Raw genomic sequence first — 19,245 nt, forward strand, 5'->3', positions numbered from 1 at the left:
GGGGGGTAGCAATACACCCCTAGGTAGGTAATCTGGCCGACATGCCACCGCCAACTTCTCGCGCGCCGATCACGGTCGCGCTGGTCGACGACTACGACGTCGTCGTGAAGGGTGTGGCCAACATGCTCGATCCCTACCGCGACCGCATCGTGATCGCGGAACTCGACTCCACAATGCCCGTCGAGGACACCGTCGACATCGTCCTGTACGACTCGTTCGCGCAGCCCGAATCCGACCATGAGGAGATCGCGGTCTTGGTTGCCAATCCCCGAGCGCACCGAGTTGTGGTCTATACCTGGAACTTTCATCCCGACCTCGTCGACAGCGCGCGGCGCCAGGGCGCTCACGGGTACCTGTCCAAGACCTTGCCCGCGCGCGAGCTGGTCGCCGCGCTGGAGGCCGTGCACTCGGGGCAGCAGGTCATCAGTGACGTCGCCGCCCGCGCCCGCAGCGCGCCCGGACTGGACTGGCCCGGACGCGGCGAGGGGCTCAGCGACCGCGAGGCCGAGATCCTGGCGTTGATCACCCAGGGCAAGAGCAACGCCGACGTCGCGCGGCTGACGTACCTGAGCCCCAACACGGTGAAGTCCTACATCCGCACGATCTATCGCAAGCTGGGCGTCGCCAGCCGCACCCAGGCGGTGTTGTGGGGCGTGAACCACGGGTTCACTCCGGACCATCACCGCATCGAACACTGGCGCGGCGGGCCCTAGCCGGCCTTAGTCCAGGGTCGCCGTCAGGTAGCCGGAGTCGCCACCGAAGGCGGCCAGCTCGTCGTCGGGCAACTGGAATCCGTTGGCGGCGTAGGCCTGCTCGGTGGTGCGGATGTCCACCCGCCAGCCGTGCCCGATGAGGTACTCGGCGGCGGTGTTGCGCTCGCCGGTGTAGAACAACTCGGCGAGGTTGATGTTGGAGCCGATGCGGCGGGACCGCTCGGTCAGCCGTTGCGCCCAGTCCGACGGGACGTTGCGCAGGTCCAGGTGTTCGGTCGCGATCCTGCTGCCGGGCGCCGAGAGTGCGGCGATGTTGTCGAACAGGCGGTCCTGCGCCTCGGGCGGCAGATACGGGAGGAGGCCCTCGGCGCTCCACGCCGTCGGTTGTCCGGTGTCGAACCCGGCCGCCACCAACGCCGATGGCCAGTCGTCGCGCAGGTCGATCGCGACCGTTCGGCGCTGCGCGGTCGGCTCCGCGCCCAGGCCCGCCAGCGTCCGCGTCTTGAAGTCGATGACCGCCGGTTGATCGATCTCGTACACCACCGTGCCGGCCGGCCACGCCAGCCGGTAGGCCCGCGTGTCCAGCCCGGACGCCACGATGACGGCCTGCCTGATGCCCGAGCCGGTCGCCTGCGTGAAGAAATCGTCGAAGAAGCGGGTGCGCACGGTGATCTGCTCGTTCATGGTCCGGCGGTTCAGCACCGGATCGTCGTCGCCGGGCCCGATCTCGCCGTCGATCAGCTTGACGAACGTGTCGATGCCCACCGCCCGCACGAGCGGATCCGCCCAGGGGTCGTCAAGCAGGGGATCGGGGCCCTGGGAGGCCATCGCGCGCGACGAGGCGACGGCCGTGGCGGTCGCGCCGACGCTGGACGCCAGGTCCCAGGTGTCGTTCTCGGTGCGGGTCATCCGCGAGTTCCTTTCCGCGCAACGGTGTACTAGTTAGTGCATTTAAGTGATGGCTCCACTGTACGCGCGCCCTCGGCCGGGCCCCTCTCGAACGGGCCCCTCTCGAACGGCGCCCTCTCGAACGGCGAGCAGACGCAAAAGCCCCCGAAATAGGCGGTTTTTGGGGGCTTTTATGTCTGCTCGCGCACCGAGAGGACGGCGAACGAATGCCCTTCGAGCACGGTGCTGTCGGCCGCGACCTTCGGCTCCCCCCAGGCGACGACGACGTCGCCCGCGACGGGCACCGTCACCGGCTCCGCCGCCAGGTTGCACGCGATCCGCAACGCCCCGCGGTGCAGGACGATCCAGCGCTGCTCTTCGTCGTAGTCGACGGCGAGGTGCTCCAGCCACGGGTCGGCCAGGTCGGCGTCGTTGTGCCGCAGGGCGATCAGCTCCCGATACACGCGCAGCAGTCGGGCGTGCTCGCCGGAGTCGACCTCGTCCCAGTTCAGTTTGGACCGCAGAAACGTCTGCGGATCCTGGGGATCGGGGATCTCGTCGGCGTCCCAGCCGTGTTCGGCGAATTCTGCCTTGCGCCCCTCCGCGGTGGCCCGCGCCAGCTCCGGTTCGGGATGCGAGCTGAAGAATTGGAACGGGGTCGAGGCGCCCCACTCCTCGCCCATGAAAAGCATTGCGGTGTAGGGCGACCCGAGGGTGAGGGCGGCCTTGACCGCGAGCTGGCCGCCGGTCAGGTTCTGCGACGGCCGATCCCCGAGCGCCCGGTTGCCCACCTGGTCGTGGGTGCAGGTGTAGGCGACCAGCCGGGTGGCCGGAATCGTCGACGCGTCCAGCGGTCGCCCGTGGCGGCGGCGCCGGAACGACGAATAGGTGGCGGCGTGAAAGTAGCCGCGCCGCAGCGTCTGCGCCAGCGCCGACAGCGAGCCGAAGTCGGCGTAGTAGCCCTGGCGTTCGCCGGACACCGCGGTGTGGATGGAGTGGTGGATGTCGTCCGACCACTGCGCGGTCAGCCCGTAACCGTTGCACTCGCGCGGGGTGATCAGCCGCGGGTCGTTGAGGTCGCTCTCGGCGACCAGCGACAGCGGGCGGCCGAGGCGGCTTGCGAGCGAGTCGGTTTCACCGGCGAGTTCCTCGAGGACGTGGATGGCCGTGGTGTCCACCAGCGCGTGCACGGCGTCCAGCCGCAGGCCGTCGGCGTGGAAGTCGCGCATCCAGCGCAGCGCGCAGCCGATGATGTAGCGCCGCACCTCGTCGGAGTCGGCGTCGGCGATGTTGATGCCCTCGCCCCAGGGGTTGCTCGCCGACGACAGGTAGGGACCGAACCGCGGCAGGTAGTTGCCCGACGGCCCGAGGTGGTTGAACACCGCGTCGATCAACACGCCCAGGCCGCGCGCGTGGCAGGCGTCGACGAGCCGGACCAAGCCGTCGGGGCCGCCGTAGGGTTCGTGCACGCTGTACCACAGCACTCCGTCGTAGCCCCAGCCGTGCGTGCCGGCGAAGGAATTGACCGGCATCAGCTCGACGAAGTCGACGCCGAGGTCAACCAGGTAGTCCAGCTTCTCGATGGCGGCATCGAAAGTGCCTGCGGGCGTGAAGGTTCCGACGTGCAACTCGTAGATCACCGCGCCCTCCACCGACCGGCCCGGCCAGCCGCCGTCGGTCCAGCTCGCGGCGGCAGGATCCCACAGCTGCGAGCGGGCGTGCACGCCGTCGGGCTGGCGGGGCGAGCGGGGGTCGGGCAGCACGGTGGGATCGTCGTCGAGCAGGTAGCCGTACCGGGCGTCCGGGGCGGTCTCGACGTCGGTGTGCCACCAGCCGTCGTCGGAGCGGGTCATCGGGTGCACGGTGCCGTTGACGTCGAGCCGCACCCGCGCGGGCTTGGGCGCCCACACCCAGAACTCAGTCATGCCGGCGTTCCAGCAGCACTACGGGCAGGTCCGAGAACAGCTGGGCGGCCGACGTCGCCCCGCTGGCCACGGCGCCGTTGAGCGCGTCGGTCCAGGTGCCCTCGGGCAGCGGCAGCACGGTGTTGCCCCAACCCCGTTCGGCCAGCCGCACGGTCCAGCGGGTCACCGCGACCAGGACGTCGTCGCCGCGGCGAAACGCCACGACGTGGTCACCGGCCTCGCCGTCGGCGAGCACCGGAACGTGGTCGCCGCGCAGGAACGTCTCGGGCCGGGACCGCCGCACCCGCAGCGCCGTGGTGACGACGCGGATCTTGGGATGGTGCAAATCCTTCAGCGCGGCCCGGCGGGCGGCGTAGTCGACGGCGCGGCGGTTGTCGGGGTCGACGAGGCTGTCGTCCCACAGCTCGGTGCCCTGATAGATGTCCGGGATGCCCGGCACCGTCAGCGCGAGCAGCTTCTGGCCCAGCGCGTCGCTCGCCGCGTGGGAATTGAGTTGGCCCACCAGCTCGGTCAGCTGGCCAGCCACCGGGCCGTCCAGCACGCTGTCCAGCCAGCGGTGCACGGCGTCCTCGAAGGCGGCGTCGGGGTCGTTCCACGAGGTGTGCCAGGCCGCCTCGCGGATGGCCTTCTCGGCGTACGCGTGCAGCCGCCCCCGCAGCTCGTCGGTGATCTGGCCGCTCACCGGCCAGACGCCGAAGATGTTCTGCCACAGGAACTGTCCGGTTGCGGGATCGGGCGAGGGGGCCGCGACCTCCCAGCGGGCGAGGAACTCGGTCCACAGCGACGGCACCTGCGACAGCACGCCGATCCGGGCCCGCACGTCCTCGCCGCGTTTGGTGTCGTGGGTGGTCAGCGCCGTCATCGTGTGCGGCCACAACCCGGCACGAGTGGCGGCACTGTGGTGAAATTCGGCCAGGCCGACGCCGAAACGATGCGGCTCGCCGCCCACCTCGTTGAGCGACACCAGGCGGGCGTCACGGTAGAACAGGCAGTCCTCGACGGCCTTGGCCGTGACCGCGCCGCAGAGCTGTTGCAGCCGGGTGGCCGGTTCGCCGCCGCGGGCCAGTGCGGCCGCGAGCACCTGCAGCGCCGGCCCCAATTCCGGTGACTCCGCTTGTGTTTCGGCCATTGCGGTGGGCAGCAGCGCGACCAGGCCCGGGTAGTCGCTGCGGTACACGCCGATGTGGGTGAGCAGGGCGGTGACCGCCTCGGGCAGCAGCGGGTGATCGGTGCCGGCGGCGGCCGCGATTGATCGGCGCAGCCTGGCCAGCTCGCTGGCCAGCGTCACCGTCGCGGTGCGGGTCTTGAGCTCGGCGAGCAACTGCGGCATGGCGCCGTAGTCGAGCCCCGCCGAGTCGACGAGCTCGGTCAGGGCCTCCTCGCCGGCCGGGTCGACGAAAACGCCGCCGACCTGGCGGAGCACGTCGTAGCCGGTGGTACCGCCCACCGGCAGTGTCGGTTCGAGCGCCTCGTCGACGGCCAGGATCTTCTCGATGACGATCCAGGCGTCCGGCCCGACCAACTCCCGCAAGCGGGTCAAATAGCCGCAGGGATCGGACAATCCGTCGGGGTGGTCGATCCGCACGCCGTCGACGAGCCCCTCGGCGAACCAGCGCGCGACCTCGGCGTGGCTGGCGACGAACACCGCGGGATCTTCCTGCCGCAGGCCGGCCAGCGAGGTGATCGAGAAGAAGCGCCGATAGCCGCACACCCCGTTTCGCCAGCCCACCATCCGGTAGTGCTGACGGTCGTGCACTTCCGGGCCGGTGCCCTCGCCGGTGCCGGGCGCGACGGGTAGCGCCAGGTCACCCAGTCGCAGCAGGTCCCCGTCGACCTTCAGGTCGGCCGCGTCGTCGTCAGAACCCAAGATCGGCAACACGATTCGGCCGTCCTCGTCGAGGTCCCAGTCGATGTCGAAGAACGACGCGTACCGCGAGCCCCGGCCGTGCCGCAGCACGTCCCACCACCACGCGTTCTGCCGCGGGTCGTCGATGCCGACGTGGTTGGGGACGATGTCGATGATCAGGCCCATGCCGCGCTCGCGGGCCGCTGCGGACAACCGCGCCAGACCGTCGGGGCCGCCCAGCTCTTCCGAGACCGTGGTGGGGTCGGTGACGTCGTAGCCGTGATTGGACCCGCGCGCCGCCGTCAGGACCGGGGACAGGTACAGGTGGCTCACCCCGAGGTCGTCGAGGTAGTCGAGCAGGTTTTCGGCGTCGGCGAAGGTGAACGCGAATCCGCTGGACTCACCACGCAGCTGGAGCCGGTAGGTGGAGAGGACTGGTAAGGCCATGCGTCACAAGGTCTTACGAAGTACCAGCAGCGCGCGCGAGGGCAGCGAGACCTTCTCCTCGGCCTTCACCACCGCCTCGGCGTCACCGACGGGGTCGTTGGTGTCGAGCTCCACGGTCCACTCCTGGGCATAGTCGGCTTTGGGCATCACAAACTGGATCGGCTCTTCGCCGGCGTTGAAGCACAACAGGAATGAGTCGTCGACGACCCGCTCCCCGCGGGCGTTCGGCGCGGTGATGGCGTCGCCGTTGAGAAACACCGCCACGCACTTGTGGATGCTTTCACCCCAGTCCTCATGCGTCATCTCGCGGCTACTGGGGTTCAGCCAGGCGATGTCGCGGACCTCGTCGCCGCTGCGGATCGGTTCGCCCTCGAAGAAGCGGCGTCGGCGAAACACCGGGTGGTTCTTGCGCAGGGCGGTCACCTTGCGCGCGAACGCCAGCAGGTCCGCGTTCTTGTCGACCAAAGACCAGTCCATCCAGGACAATTCGGAGTCCTGGCAATAGACGTTGTTGTTGCCGTTCTGGGTGCGCCCGAACTCGTCGCCGTGGGCGATCATCGGCGTGCCCTGGCTGAGCATCAGGGTGGCCCAGAAGTTGCGCATCTGGCGCCGACGCAGTTCCAGGATCTCGGGGTCGTCGGTCGGCCCCTCGACGCCGCAGTTCCACGACCGGTTGTGGCTTTCTCCGTCCCGGTTGTCCTCGCCGTTGGCCAGGTTGTGTTTCTCGTTGTACGAGACCAGGTCGCCCAGCGTGAACCCGTCGTGGGCGGTGACGAAGTTGATGCTGGCGCTGGGTCGCCGGCCCGTCGCCTCATAAAGGTCCGACGACCCGGTCAGCCGGGACGCGAACTCGCCCAGGGTTGCGGGCTCCCCCCGCCAGTAGTCACGCACAGTATCGCGATACTTCCCGTTCCACTCGGTCCACAAACCCGGGAAATTTCCGACCTGGTAGCCGCCCTCGCCGACGTCCCACGGCTCGGCGATCAATTTCACCTGGCTGATCACCGGATCCTGCTGCACCAGATCGAAGAACGCGCTCAGCCGGTCGACGTCGTGCAGCTCGCGGGCCAGCGTTGCCGCCAGGTCGAAGCGGAACCCGTCCACATGCATCTCGATCACCCAGTAGCGCAGCGAGTCCATGATCAGCTGCAGCACGTGGGGATGGCGGGCGTTGAGGCTGTTGCCGGTGCCGGTGTAGTCCTTGTACAGGCGCAGATCGTCGTCGACGAGCCGGTAGTAGGCGGCGTTGTCGATGCCGCGGAAGTTGATCGTCGGGCCGAGGTGGTTGCCTTCGGCGGTGTGGTTGTAGACCACGTCGAGGATGACCTCGATGCCGGCCTCGTGAAAGGTGCGGACCATCCATTTGAACTCGGCGACGCTGGAATTGCGGTTGGCCGCGTACTGGTTGTGCGGCGCGAAGAAGCCAAAGGTGTTGTAGCCCCAGTAGTTTCGCAGCCCCAGGTCCAGCAGGCGCGAGTCGTGCAGGAACTGGTGGACGGGCATGAGCTCGATGGCGGTGACGTTGAGCGACTTGAGGTGGTCGATGATCAGCGGGTGGGCCAGCCCGGCGTACGTGCCCCGCAGCTCCTGGGGGATGCCGGGGTGGGTCTGCGTCATGCCCTTGACGTGCGCCTCGTAGATGACGGTCTCGTGGTACGGGGTGAGCGGTGCGCGGTCGGACCCCCAGTCGAAGAACGGGTTGCTCACCACGCTGGTCATGGTGTGCCCGAGCGAGTCCACCATCGGGGGAATGCCCGGGTCGGCCCCGTCGGCGTTGGGGCCGTCCGGATCGACCGCAGTCAGGTCGTAGGAATACAGCGCCTGGCCGAAGGTGAAGTCGCCGTGGAACGCCTTGCCGTACGGGTCCAGCAGCAGCTTGCTCGGATCGCACCGGTGACCCGCCGCGGGGTCGAAGGGGCCGTGCACCCGAAAGCCGTAGCGCTGACCCGGGGTGATGTTCGGCAGGTAAGCGTGCCAGACGTAGCTGTCCACCTCGTCAAGCGGGATCCGCGATTCGCTGCCGTTGTCGTCGATCAGGCACAGTTCGACACGTTCGGCGATCTCGGAGAACACCGAAAAGTTGGTTCCCGCGCCGTCGTAGGAGGCGCCGAGCGGATAAGGGGTGCCCGGCCACACGGTGGCGAGCCTGGGCTGGGGCCTGTTGGCGTCGTGCGCCGCCGTGCCAGTTCGCGAGCCTGGATTGTTCGTCGGCATCACATGACCTTATCCGCGGGTCCGGCGTGGCGACCGGTTACCACCAACCGGTGCTGAGCCCGATCTGGCGGCCCAGTTCGGCCGTCATGGTCCGCACGTAGGTGGGCGACAGGTGGTGGGCGCCGTGGTAGATCAGGACGTTTCCCTCGACCGGCCGGCAGACGTCGGCGCGGCAGATCGCGTCCGACATGTCGAGCACCTTGAGCAGCGGGAACTGGGCGACGAAGTCGAGGGTCTGGTTGCGATCGGACAGCACGTCGGAGCGTTTGACCGCGCAGGTCTGCGGGGTGCCGCCCTTCTTGGCCAGGCAGTCAGCGGGGTCGAAAGGTTTGCCGTCCTTGACCAGCCAGGGCGTGTCGCGCATACCGAGGATCGGAATGTTGTTGTCGGACAACGTTTGCCAGATCCCGATGTAGGTCGCCGGCATCACGTCGCCGGCCTTGATGTTCCAGGGGCGGGTCGTGGTGGTGAACACGTAGTCGGGCCGGTCGTCGACCAGCTTGTTCATCGTCCGCTGCACCCATTCACGGCACTGCATGTACGGGGCGTTGTTGCCCATGATCAGCGGCACTTCCTCGGTGGACAGCGGGCAGCCCATCTTGAGATAGGTGACCACTTTGAAGTGATGCATGTGGCCGAGCAGGTCGAGCGCGGGCAGCCAGTGCTCCGCGTGCGACCCGCCGGCCAGGGCGATGGTGCGCGTCGCGGCCACATCGCCGTAGGCGCAGTTGACGACGGTCGGGTTGACGAAGTCGCTGATGCAGCCGTCCCGGGTCGAGACCGGGAGGTCGTCCTTGATCTCCAGGACGGTGGGCCGCATCGGCAGCGCCGGCACCCGCGCGTGTTCGGTCAGGGCGCGCGCGCCGGGGTAGTCCTGCGGGTTGAGCACGCTGAGTTCCTTGCCCGCCGCCCGCAGGACCGTGACGTGCTGACGCCAGCTGAACGACGTCGCGGTGAGCGTGACGCCGAGCAGCACCACCATCGATCCCAGCGCCATCGTCGGGCGGCGCAGGCGCACCCACAGGGGGATGGTCGCCGGCGAGGCGGCGGCCGGTGCCCGGTACCGCAGCGGGTCCTCGACGAGCCGCGTGGTCAGGTAGGCCAGCACTCCGGATACCAGCAGCACCACAGTGCCGTCGACGAAGCCGGCGTGCCGGTGGCCGCTGTAGGACAGCCAGAAGATGAGCAGCGGCCAGTGCCACAGGTACAGCGAGTAGGCCATCGCGCCCAGCGCCACCAGGGGGCCGGCCGCCAGCATCCGGTTGGGAAGCGGCATGCGATCGTCGGCGCCGGCCCGCAGGTTGGCCCCGGCAAGGATCATCAGCATGGTGGCCCCGACGGGGACCAGCGCCCAGGGGCCGGGGAATTCCTTGACGCCGTCGATCAGGGCCCCGCACGACACGATCGCGGCCAGCGCGACCGTCGCGGCGACGGTGCGCAGCCACATCGGCCACCGCACGTGAGGCACGAGGGCGCCGACGAGCGCGCCGATGAGAAGCTCCCAGGCCCGGGCGAAGCTGTCGTAATAGGCGATCGCCTGGTTGTCCCGGTGCGCGACGATCGCGTAGACGAACGAAGCCACCGTGAGCGCGCTGAGCAGGACGAGGAAGAGGGTCCGCAGCCTGGTGCCCAACCTGCGCCCGAACAGGTAGGCGCAGCCTGCGACCAGCAACAGGAAGGCGATGTAGAACTGCCCCTGCACCGACATGGACCAGATGTGCTGCAGGGGAGTGACCGCTTCGCCGGCCCGCAGGTAGTCGGACTCGGTGTTGGCCAGCTCCCAGTTCTGGTAATAGCCCAGGCTGGCCAGGCTCTGATCGGCGAACGTTTCCCAGCGGGTCTCCGGTTGCACCAGGACGGTCAGGAGGCCGCAGCCGGCCAAGACCACGACCAGGGCGGGAAGCAGGCGGCGCACCAACCGCACCACCTCGGCGACCGGTGACAGCGAGAGGTCCGGGTTGAGCGCGGCGCGCAGGATCTTGCCGCCGAAGAAGAACCCGGACAGCGCCAGGAACACGTCCACCCCGCCGGAAACGCGGCCGAACCAGATGTGGAACATGGCGACGAGCGCGATGGCGACGCCGCGCAACCCGTCGAGGTCGTAGCGGTAGAAGTCCCCGGCGCGCGCCGGCACCGGTTCCGCGGCGGCAACCGGTGGGCGGCTCGGTGACAGGGTCGGCATGGTTGACCGCCAATTTACCGAAAACCGCCACCCGCTCCCGACGGGAGCGAGTGGCGGGTGTCCGGCGCGTCAGGGAGTGCCGCGCGCGGGTTTACCGCGTGATGCCGTACGGGGCCGGCTGCACCGGCGCCTGCTGCGTCGGCGGCTGCAGCAGGGGGAGTTGCTGCAGCGGCGCCTGCTGCGTCGGAACCTGCTGGGCCGGGGCCTGCTGAACCGGGGCCTGCTGGACGGGAGCCTGCTGCAGCGGGGCCTGTTGCGTCGGCACTTGCTGCAGCGGGGCTTGCTGCGCCGGCGCCTGCTGGACCGGTGCCTGCTGGGCGGGGAGCTGCTGCGCCGGCGCCTGCTGGAACGGCGTCTGCTGGGTCCCCAGGACACGGACCAGGTAGGGCGTCATGCCGTTGGCGCGCACCGGCGACACCTGGACGACGTCACCCACCTCCAGCATCTGGTTGTTGCCGAGGTACATCGCGACGCTCTGCGTGCCACCAGGTCCGTAGAAGATCAGGTCGCCGCGTTGTGCTTGCTGGGGCAGGACCTTCTGCCCGAGCCGGTACATCTCGCCGGAGGAGCGCGGCAGCTTGATGCCCGCGCCGGCGTAGGCGTACTGCATGAGGCCCGAGGCGTCAAAACCGACGGTCATGGCGCCGGTGCCCTTGCCGCGGGTTGGGCCCGTGACACCGCCGCCGGCCCAGGAGAACGGCACGCCGCGCTGCGAAAGGCCGCGCATGACGACGACGTCGGTGGCCTGTTGGTAGTCCATCGATCGGGTGCCCGGGTCGGCGGCCGCGATGCTGGCGGTGACCACCGGGGCCACCAGCATCGCGACACCGATCGCGAAAGCGTAGATGCGTTTCATTGGGATCCCACCTTCTTGGGTCCTGGGCCTCCGTCGCGGTGACTTCGCGCGTCGGCCGCTAGTGCAGGCGGCTTCGAGGTTGAGGGCCTTCCCCCCTCAGGGCCCGACGCCGCTGCATGACGCTTGGTATAAAGCCGGTCGGCTCAGCCGTCCAGATTCACACCAGTCACTACAGACACTTCTACAACACAATTCGCGGGCGGAAAATACCTGGTGAGGTCCACAGGGGATTTTTTGTCGGAACGTGACCGGACGGTGACTGGCGGGCCGAATCGGGCCCGCGCAGTTGTGATTTGGGTCTCAGCCCGCTCAGAGCCAGTAGCGCGCGCTGAAGGCGGTCAGGATCGAGCCGGCCACGGAGGCGACCACCAGGAGGGCTAACGACAGCACGGGCCAGAACGACATGTACCAGCCCTTCAAGAGGGAAACGAACGGGCCGATCGCGGCCGCGGCGATCGCGGCGCCGATGCCGCCCCACACCAGCGGGCGGATGTAGTAGTCGACCCCGAAGGGGACCGGTCCGCATTCTTCCCCTACGCAGACGTTCGCGAGGAAGCCGAAAAGCCGCGCCGGCCACGTCGTAACCGTCGCCAGGACCACCAGCAGCACCAAAAGCGAGACGGTGCAGATGACGTCCCAGGGGACTATCCGCAGGCGCAGCACCCGAGGTGGCTCGTGGCTTGGCTGCTCGGGCTGGTCGGGCGCGTCGCGCGTGTCGGGCGTCGGCGGGACGGCGATGCGGTCACCCGGATTGGGGTCCATGGCCCTAGATGGTCCCCGATGGCCGCGAATTGTGCGAGCCGGCTGCTTTACGCTCGGTCTCTATGCCTGCGACCAGGGCGCGGTTGACGCCCGAGGAAATCAGCGCGATCGACGCGGCGCACCTCTGGCACCCCTACAGCACCATCGGCGCGGAGGCGGTGGCGCCCGTGGTGGCCGTCGCGGCCCGCGGCGCCCGGCTGACGCTGATCCGGGACGGCCGTGAGATCGAGGCGCTCGACGCGATGAGCTCCTGGTGGACCGCAATCCACGGGCACGGCCATCCCGAGCTGGACGCGGCGCTGACCGCGCAGCTGGGCGTGATGAACCACGTCATGTTCGGGGGACTGACCCACGAACCGGCCGCCCGGCTGGCACAGCTGCTGGTGGACATCACCCCGGCGGGGCTGGACACGGTTTTCTTCAGCGACTCCGGGTCGGTGTCGGTCGAGGTCGCGGTGAAGATGGCCCTGCAGTACTGGCGCAGCCTGGGCCGGCCCGGCAAGCACCGGCTGATGACGTGGCGGGGCGGCTACCACGGGGACACCTTCACCCCGATGAGCATCTGCGACCCCGACGGCGGCATGCACGCGCTGTGGACCGACATCCTGGCCCGGCAGGTGTTCGCCCCGCAGGTGCCGCGCGAGTACGACCCCGCCTACGTCGCGGCGTTCGAGGCGCAACTGAGCCAGCACGCCGCCGAACTGGCGGCCGTCGTGGTCGAGCCCGTCGTGCAGGGGGCTGGCGGGATGCGCTTTCACGACCCCCGCTACCTGCGCGACCTGCGCGAGCTGTGCCGCCGGCACGACGTGCTGCTCGTCTTCGACGAGATCGCGACCGGGTTCGGCCGCACCGGCGAGCTGTTCGCCGCCGACCACGCCGGCGTGAGCCCGGACATCATGTGCGTCGGCAAGGCCATGACCGGCGGGTACCTCAGCATGGCCGCCACGCTGTGCACGACCGACATCGCCCGCACGATCAGCTCGGGGGAGGCCGGCGCACTGATGCACGGCCCCACCTTCATGGCCAATCCGCTGGCCTGCGCGGTGTCGGTGGCCAGCATCGAACTACTGCTCGGCCAGGACTGGCGGTCGCGGGTGGGGGAGATCGGGGCCGGGCTGGCCTCTGGGCTCGAACCGGCGCGGGCGCTCCCCGGTGTCCGCGACGTGCGGGTGTGCGGCGCCATCGGCGTGATCGAATGCGCCGGTCCGGTGGACCTGGCCGTCGCCACTCCGGCGGCGCTGGACCGCGGCGTCTGGCTGCGCCCGTTCCGCAACCTGGTCTACGCGATGCCCCCGTATATCTGCTCGGGCGAGGAGATCGGGCAGATCAGTTCCGCGATGCTCGAGGTCGCCCGGCTCGTCGGCTGAGCCGTCCTGGTGACTCAGTGAACTCTCAGGAGATTCTTCGATGCCGGCTAGCTTGGCTCAAAGGGTCCTCAAAGTCGCCGGCCCCACACTGATCCCCATGACACGTGAGTCGCTCTGCGCGGACCTGATCGAACGCTACCTGTCCACGTGCGACGTCCGCTTCCTGCAGGACGAGCGCGGCGGCGCATATTTCTTCGTGCCCAGTGCCGATCACCAGCGGCTGCGTGTCCACCTGGAGATCTCCCCCTCGTTTGGGGACGTGCTGACCGTCCAGGTGACTCCCGCGAACGCCTTTCCGGTCGCCGACCGTCGGCGGCTGACGCACATGGCCGATGCGTGGAACCGGCGGAATCGCGACGTCACCGCCGTCGTGCAGGGCTGCTCGGATCCACAGCGCATCGCCGTTGTGGCCCGTCGATCCCAGTGGATCCGCGAAGGCATCTCTTTCGACCGGTTCGGCTCTTTCGTCGACCGCACCCTCGCGGCGGCCATCGATCTCTTCGCCGAGTTGGCGCCGGTTGTCGAGGTCCCGTCGACGACGCATCCGCTCCTGCGCGACGCCGGCTGACGTTCCGGTTCAGGTGGCCTACGGCCTGTCCGCTGCACCGCGCCGAGGCCAGACACCTCGGTATGGCATCGCGTCGGCGAGCTCGCTAGGTGTGGCAAGCCGCCCGTCTCGGCGCAAAGCTGTCCAGTCGCGGCCAGTTTGCAGTGCCGGCAGTTTGGTGTCCGTCGGGATCAGGAACTCCCAGCAGCGTTCTACTTGTGTGCAAGAAGCGCCACGCGCGATTCAATTTGTATGTAAGGTCCCTACCGAGCGTGACCGCGGGCATGCTTCGCGCTTTGCCGCCGGGTTTGGTGAATGACCAGGTGGGAGGATAGATATGTCGTATATTTTGGCGACGCCGCAGTTGATGGCGGCGGCCGCAGCGGATGTTGCGGCTGTTGGTTCGGCGGTCAGCGCTGCCCACCTGGCGGCGGCCGCCCCGACCATCGCGGTGATACCGGCGGCCGCCGATGAGGTGTCGGCGAGCGTCGCGCAGGTGTTCTCGCGGGCGGCCCAGGAGTTCCACACGCTGGCCGGAAAGGCCGTGGCGTTTGGAGAGCAGTTTGTCCAGCACTTGACTGCCGGTGCGGGCTCGTACCTGGCCGCTGAGACGGCCAACGCCGCGTCGTTGCTGCACATCACTGCGAGCGCCGGCTCGGCTGCCAGTGTCATACCCAACGTGCCGGGCCTGTCCGGCGCGCTCAACGGTCTCGCGCTGCTGGGACACACCGCATTGTTCCTGGGGCAGGCCGTAGTATTTTTATTGGAGACCATTCCATTTTTCTTGGAGGCCATTCCGTTCGTCACAATTCTCACGACATATCTCACGCTGGGTGCGACGTTTCTGACGCTGGCTTTTGCGGATCTATTTTTAAAGGCGGCATTGCTCTTCGGGCTCGGGATATCGGTCCCGTTCTGATTGGCTTAGTCGATCGCAATTAAATTTTCATAATGACCGGGTCGGAGGACAAAGATGTCGTATGTGTTGGCGGCGCCGGGGATGATGGCGGCGGCGGCAGCGGACGTGGCGGCTGTTGGTTCGGCGGTCAGCGCTGCCCACCTGGCGGCGGCGGTGCCGACCGTCTCGGTGATTCCCGCGGCCGCCGATGAGGTGTCGGCGAGCGTCGCGCAGGTGTTCTCGGGGGCGGCCCAGGAGTTTCACGCGCTGGCCGCAAAGGCGGCGGCGTTTGGGGAGCAGTTTGTTCAGCACTTGACCACCGCCGCGGGCTCGTATGTGGCCGCTGAGGCGGCCAGCACCGCGTCGTTGCTGCAGTCAACCGCGAGTGCCGGCTCGGCCGCCAGCGTCATACCCAACTTGCCGAGCCAGTTATTCAGTGCTGTAACGGGTCCGCTGACTTTGTTATCGACTTTTGTCGCCGAGTTCCGCGCATTGGCATCTCTGGCATACTTTGATTCATATCTCGGGTTGGTTGTGGCTTACGAGTTGTCCGTTTTGGTGGAGCAGCTGTTGAAGTCCGTTCTGCCTTCTTTCGGCGTGCCTATCCCGTTTTAATTGCCGTCCGCTGATTGCTCTGCGTCGTGTGAAGCCGGTGCCGCCGCGAACCGTTCGGGGCGACGCCGACCAGAGTGCGGGGGAAGCGCTCGGCCACATCGCTCGCGGCCTTGAAGTCAGCCCGCGTGCCGGATGGCTCACCGTCACGTCGGATTCATGTTCCGTGAAAAGCCGTAGGCGACGACTTCAGTCCGCCTAGAATCCTTGTGGTCTGACGGTGGAGGACCGCCCGGGCCTAGCGACAATCGGGGGCTTGCTAGTAGGTGGACCGACATGTCGTATGTGATCGCGGCGCCGGAGATGATGACATCGGCGGCAACGGAGTTGGCAACTGTCGGCGCGAACCTCGGCGCGGCCCACGCGGCTGCTGGGGGCGCGACCCTTACCGTGACGCCCGCCGCTGCCGATGAGGTGTCGGCGGCCGTCGCGGGGCTGTTCTCCCGTGCCGCCCAGGAGTATCAGGCCCTGGCCGGGCAGGCGGCGGCGTTTCATGAGCAGTTTGTGCAGCACTTGGCTGCCGGCGCGGGCTCGTACCTGGCCGGTGAGGCCGCCAACACCGCGGTACTGCAACCCTTGGTTGGGGGGGCGGCCTCGTCCACCAGCGCAGCCGCGTTTCCCAGCTCGATACTCGGTTTGTTCAACGGTGCACTGAGCCAATTGCTCAACGTGTTACCACCGGGCTTTTTGAATTCACTAGAACATTACGTTATTCAACAACTTCTTCTGCTCCTCTACGCATTCGCCTATGTGTCGGCGGAGGTATTGAAAATGATCATCCCGATTCTGGCGCTGGGGATGCCGATTTTTGGGTAGCGGCACAGTGTCACAGCCGGCTCATCCGCCGGTGTCGAGTGCTCGCTTAATGGAAATACCGGATCCCTGGTGAGTGGCGAGCGCCGGCCTAGACCGAGAGCCTCGGGAGCTCGGTTGTGACCGCGTCGTCGGCGACGTCGTCGTGCAGCAACAATTCTCGTACCAGCGGACGCGGTCCCTCGGATCGAAGCATGAAACTGGCCGGGCGCGGACGGACTACCTGAGGCCACCAGAACCAACGCCCGAGCAGCGCGGCGATTGACGGTGTCATGAACGAGCGCACGACCAACGTGTCGAACAACAGCCCCAGGCCGATGGTGGTACCGACCTGACCGATAATCCGCAAATCGCTGAAAATCATCGAGGCCATGGTGAAGGCGAACACAAGTCCCGCGTTCGTCACGACCTTGCCCGTGCCCCCCATGGCGCGGATAATTCCGGTGTTGATGCCTGCGGCTATTTCCTCTTTCATCCGGGATACCAGCAGCAGGTTATAGTCAGAACCCACCGCCAACAGGACGATCAAGGACATCGGAAGCACCATCCAGTGCAATTTGATGCCGAGAAGATACTGCCAAACAAGTACCGAAAGCCCAAATGAGGCGCCCAGCGAAAGCACGACCGTACCCACGATAACCAGCGCGGCCACGAAGCTGCGCGTCAGTACGAGCATGATGACGAAAATCAGGCAGAGTGCACCGACGAACGCAATCCGCAGGTCATATTTCGAGCCGTCCCGGAAGTCCTTGAAGGTCGACGCGGTGCCGGCGAGATAAATCTGGGCGTCCTTCAGGGGCGTCGTCTTGAGCGCCTCCTCGGCCGCGGCCCTTAGTTGATCGATGCGCGCTATGCCCTCGGGAGTCCCGGGATCGCCCCGATGCAGGATGATGAATCGGGCCGCTTTGCCGTCCGGGGACACGAAAGAACTTTCTGCGCGCTGGAAGTCCGGATTCGCGAAAACTTCCGGGGGCAGATAGAAGGAGTCGTCGTCCCTGGCCGCGTCGAACGCCTGCCCCATGGCGGTGGCATCCCGGCCAGAATCGTCCATCTGGCCGAAAGTCCCGGACATGGTGCTGTGCATCGTCAGGAGCATCGCCCGCGCATCTTCCTCTATCGCGATCAGCCGCGGCATCGGTTTGGTTAATTCTGGCAACAGCAGGTCCAGCTTGTTGAGATCGTGCACGATATCGGTGAGTTTGTCGCTCAACTCGTAGACACCGTCGACGAGGTCAAATATCGATCGCAACGACACGCATATTGGTATATCGTAGCAGTGCTTTTCCCAATAAAAGTAGCTACGAATCGGTCTCCAAGTATCCTCAAAATCTGCAATGCTATCTCTCAACTCATAAACAAGTTGAGCCATCTCATTCGTTTTGACGATCGTGTGGTGAGTAAGTTCATTCATCCGCAACTGAATGGCGTATAGACGTTTCGTGATAACGATTTGCTGCGCCAGCATATCGGCCTCTTTGAGGATATCGTTGAGAGTGCCTTCTGTGGTTTTCATGCTTTGCAGCATGGCCGCATTTTGCATGCTGATGATAAAGGGTATCGAAGTGTGTTCGATCGGTGTCCCTTCGGGTCGCGTTATGCCTTGCACGCGTGAAACGCCCGGAACGCGAAAAATTCGCTTTGCAAGCTTGTGCAGCACTAGAAAGTCCGCTGGATTGCGCATGTCATGATCAGTTTCGATCATCAAAATCTCGGGCATCATTCGCGATTGCGAGAAATGACGGTCAGCGGCCGTATAGCCCAAATTCGCCGGAATGTCTTTCGGCAGATAGAGCCGGTCGTTATAGCTCGTTTTGTAGCCGGGCAGCGTCACCAAACCGATCAGTGCGACTGCCAACGTCGTGACCAGAATCGGTGCCGGCCAGCGGACGATCGCCGTGCCGACCCCGCGCCACCGGCGCTGGGCGATTCGCCGTTTGGGGTCGCACATACCGAAGCGACTGGCGACCGCCAGCACTGCCGGCACCAGCGTGAGTGCCACCGCGACCGCGACGAGCATGCCGACGGCGCACGGCACGCCTATCGTCTGGAAGATCGGCAACCGGGTAAAGCTCAGGCACAACATTGCCCCGGCGATCGTCAAACCGGAACCCAAGACGACGGGAGTGACCCCGCGGTAGGTGGTGTAGTAAGCCGTCTCGGGGTCCTCGCCGGCCTGACGCGCCTCCTGGTACCGGCCGAAGAAGAATATGCCGTAGTCGGTTCCGGCGGCCATCGCGAGCGCCACCAGCAGATTGATGGCGAACGTGGAGAGTACGACGATGCTGTTGTCGGCCAGAAATGCGATGATTCCCCGGGCCGAAAGCACTTCGATCCCGACTCCGATCAACAACAGCACCACCGTGGTCACCGAACGGTAGACCAGAAGCAGCACCACAAAGATGATCACGGCGCCGATCAGCGTCATTTTCAGAATGGATTGGTTGCCGCTGCGCACCATGTCCGGAACCAGCGCTGCCGGGCCGGTGACATGGACCTCGATACCGGGTGGTGGCGGAGTCTGCTTCACGATATTCCGGACCGCCGCCACGGATTCCTGTCCCAAGGTGGTGCCCTGGTTGCCGGCGAGATTCAATTGCACATATGCGGCCTTGCCATCGGGGCTTTGCACACCCCCCGCCGTGAGGCGGTCTCCCCACAAATCCTGTACGAATTCAACATGCCGCGGGTCGGTTCTCAACTTGCGTATTAATTCGCGGTAGTAGGTGCGGGCCTCGTCGCCGAGCGGTTGCTGTCCCTCCAGCACGATCATCGCGAAGCTGTCCGAATCGGATTCTTTGAAGAGCTTGCCCATCCGTGTCATGGCGTGCACCGAGGGCGCGTCTTGAGCGACCAATGGCACCGAATGCTCTTCGCCGACCCGTTCGAGCGGTGGAACCCCGAAAGTCACGGTGAGCGTCACCGCCACCCACGCCAGGATGATGAAGGGCGAGAGCTTGCGGATCGTCCGCGCTGTGAAAGGGGGCCGAGGGCTTTCGGTGCTCATGTGGCCGTCAACCGGGAGAAGCTAACCGCGCCCGCTTCGTGCGAAGTCGTCTCGGTCTTGACCACACCGGGCACCTCGATACGGCAGCCCCTGCTGTCGCTATCGCTGTGTACCACGATGCTCCCACGGGTCGCCGACTTTGCGCTGAGCTGGAAATCTGCCACTGGGGTG

15 protein-coding genes are annotated in these 19,245 nt (G+C 66.7%); 6 read left to right on the top strand and 9 right to left on the bottom strand.

All coding sequences use genetic code 11. The annotated features are described in order from the left end of the window. Positions 1-41: 41 nt before the first annotated feature. Positions 42-713 (top strand): response regulator transcription factor, encoded by a 672-nt coding sequence (locus tag A5705_RS21860; protein WP_067882701.1) that lies wholly within the window; start codon positions 42-44, stop codon positions 711-713. A gap of 6 nt (positions 714-719) precedes the next feature. On the opposite strand, the gene A5705_RS21865 is transcribed toward A5705_RS21860, so the two are convergent. The 7 genes from A5705_RS21865 to A5705_RS21895 form a co-directional block, all read right to left on the bottom strand. After that, the gene (locus tag A5705_RS21865; protein WP_068279996.1) at positions 720-1,622 is read right to left on the bottom strand and encodes a class I SAM-dependent methyltransferase; all 903 of its coding nucleotides are present in this window, start codon (positions 1,620-1,622) and stop codon (positions 720-722) included. A 170-nt stretch (positions 1,623-1,792) separates the two neighbouring features. Next, the gene (gene treZ, locus A5705_RS21870; RefSeq protein ID WP_068279999.1) at positions 1,793-3,526 is read right to left on the bottom strand and encodes a malto-oligosyltrehalose trehalohydrolase; all 1,734 of its coding nucleotides are present in this window, start codon (positions 3,524-3,526) and stop codon (positions 1,793-1,795) included. Continuing rightward, a complete protein-coding gene (treY, locus tag A5705_RS21875) occupies positions 3,519-5,819 on the bottom strand; it encodes a malto-oligosyltrehalose synthase (protein WP_068280000.1) in 2,301 nt (766 codons plus the stop codon). Before treY ends, treZ begins: the two co-directional genes overlap by 8 nt. A 3-nt stretch (positions 5,820-5,822) precedes the next feature. Continuing rightward, complete coding sequence (gene glgX / locus A5705_RS21880) at positions 5,823-8,033, bottom strand: glycogen debranching protein GlgX (RefSeq protein ID WP_068280001.1); 2,211 nt, start codon at positions 8,031-8,033, stop codon at positions 5,823-5,825. 37 nt (positions 8,034-8,070) lie between these two features. Then, the gene (locus A5705_RS21885) at positions 8,071-10,215 is read right to left on the bottom strand and encodes an acyltransferase family protein (protein ID WP_068280004.1); all 2,145 of its coding nucleotides are present in this window, start codon (positions 10,213-10,215) and stop codon (positions 8,071-8,073) included. A gap of 91 nt (positions 10,216-10,306) precedes the next feature. Beyond that, complete coding sequence (gene ripD / locus A5705_RS21890) at positions 10,307-11,071, bottom strand: NlpC/P60 family peptidoglycan-binding protein RipD (protein ID WP_068280008.1); 765 nt, start codon at positions 11,069-11,071, stop codon at positions 10,307-10,309. 309 nt (positions 11,072-11,380) lie between these two features. Beyond that, a complete protein-coding gene (locus A5705_RS21895) occupies positions 11,381-11,809 on the bottom strand; it encodes a hypothetical protein (protein ID WP_068280051.1) in 429 nt (142 codons plus the stop codon). 86 nt (positions 11,810-11,895) lie between these two features. Between A5705_RS21895 and A5705_RS21900 the strand changes: the two genes are divergently transcribed. From A5705_RS21900 to A5705_RS29055, 5 genes are all read left to right on the top strand, one after another. After that, positions 11,896-13,200, top strand: coding sequence for an adenosylmethionine--8-amino-7-oxononanoate transaminase (locus A5705_RS21900; RefSeq protein WP_068280010.1), 1,305 nt, complete (start codon positions 11,896-11,898; stop codon positions 13,198-13,200). A gap of 97 nt (positions 13,201-13,297) precedes the next feature. Beyond that, positions 13,298-13,768 (top strand): YbjN domain-containing protein, encoded by a 471-nt coding sequence (locus A5705_RS21905; RefSeq protein WP_067882709.1) that lies wholly within the window; start codon positions 13,298-13,300, stop codon positions 13,766-13,768. A gap of 316 nt (positions 13,769-14,084) precedes the next feature. Then, the gene (locus tag A5705_RS21910) at positions 14,085-14,666 is read left to right on the top strand and encodes a PE family protein (protein WP_067882710.1); all 582 of its coding nucleotides are present in this window, start codon (positions 14,085-14,087) and stop codon (positions 14,664-14,666) included. 54 nt (positions 14,667-14,720) lie between these two features. Further along, complete coding sequence (locus tag A5705_RS21915) at positions 14,721-15,260, top strand: PE family protein (RefSeq protein WP_067882711.1); 540 nt, start codon at positions 14,721-14,723, stop codon at positions 15,258-15,260. Positions 15,261-15,533: 273 nt separating this feature from the next. Continuing rightward, complete coding sequence (locus tag A5705_RS29055) at positions 15,534-16,073, top strand: PE family protein (RefSeq protein ID WP_067882712.1); 540 nt, start codon at positions 15,534-15,536, stop codon at positions 16,071-16,073. Between the two features lie 88 nt (positions 16,074-16,161). On the opposite strand, the gene A5705_RS21925 is transcribed toward A5705_RS29055, so the two are convergent. Both A5705_RS21925 and A5705_RS29230 read right to left on the bottom strand, forming a co-directional pair. After that, complete coding sequence (locus A5705_RS21925; RefSeq protein WP_068280013.1) at positions 16,162-19,074, bottom strand: RND family transporter; 2,913 nt, start codon at positions 19,072-19,074, stop codon at positions 16,162-16,164. Then, complete coding sequence (locus A5705_RS29230; RefSeq protein WP_082956623.1) at positions 19,071-19,238, bottom strand: MmpS family transport accessory protein; 168 nt, start codon at positions 19,236-19,238, stop codon at positions 19,071-19,073. The genes A5705_RS21925 and A5705_RS29230 overlap by 4 nt, the downstream gene beginning before the upstream one ends. Between the last annotated feature and the right edge of the window lie 7 nt (positions 19,239-19,245).

Source organism: Mycobacterium sp. E787, assembly GCF_001668725.1.
GTDB lineage: Bacteria > Actinomycetota > Actinomycetes > Mycobacteriales > Mycobacteriaceae > Mycobacterium.

Bases quoted from the DNA above. Each gene is read 5' to 3' on its own strand.
- A5705_RS21860 (WP_067882701.1), top strand. From the start codon at position 42: ATGCCACCGCCAACTTCTCGCGCGCCGATCACGGTCGCGCTGGTCGAC.
- A5705_RS21865 (WP_068279996.1), bottom strand. From the start codon at position 1,622: ATGACCCGCACCGAGAACGACACCTGGGACCTGGCGTCCAGCGTCGGC.
- treZ (WP_068279999.1), bottom strand. From the start codon at position 3,526: ATGACTGAGTTCTGGGTGTGGGCGCCCAAGCCCGCGCGGGTGCGGCTC.
- treY (WP_068280000.1), bottom strand. From the start codon at position 5,819: ATGGCCTTACCAGTCCTCTCCACCTACCGGCTCCAGCTGCGTGGTGAG.
- glgX (WP_068280001.1), bottom strand. From the start codon at position 8,033: ATGCCGACGAACAATCCAGGCTCGCGAACTGGCACGGCGGCGCACGAC.
- A5705_RS21885 (WP_068280004.1), bottom strand. From the start codon at position 10,215: ATGCCGACCCTGTCACCGAGCCGCCCACCGGTTGCCGCCGCGGAACCG.
- ripD (WP_068280008.1), bottom strand. From the start codon at position 11,071: ATGAAACGCATCTACGCTTTCGCGATCGGTGTCGCGATGCTGGTGGCC.
- A5705_RS21900 (WP_068280010.1), top strand. From the start codon at position 11,896: ATGCCTGCGACCAGGGCGCGGTTGACGCCCGAGGAAATCAGCGCGATC.
- A5705_RS21905 (WP_067882709.1), top strand. From the start codon at position 13,298: ATGACACGTGAGTCGCTCTGCGCGGACCTGATCGAACGCTACCTGTCC.
- A5705_RS21910 (WP_067882710.1), top strand. From the start codon at position 14,085: ATGTCGTATATTTTGGCGACGCCGCAGTTGATGGCGGCGGCCGCAGCG.
- A5705_RS21915 (WP_067882711.1), top strand. From the start codon at position 14,721: ATGTCGTATGTGTTGGCGGCGCCGGGGATGATGGCGGCGGCGGCAGCG.
- A5705_RS29055 (WP_067882712.1), top strand. From the start codon at position 15,534: ATGTCGTATGTGATCGCGGCGCCGGAGATGATGACATCGGCGGCAACG.
- A5705_RS21925 (WP_068280013.1), bottom strand. From the start codon at position 19,074: ATGAGCACCGAAAGCCCTCGGCCCCCTTTCACAGCGCGGACGATCCGC.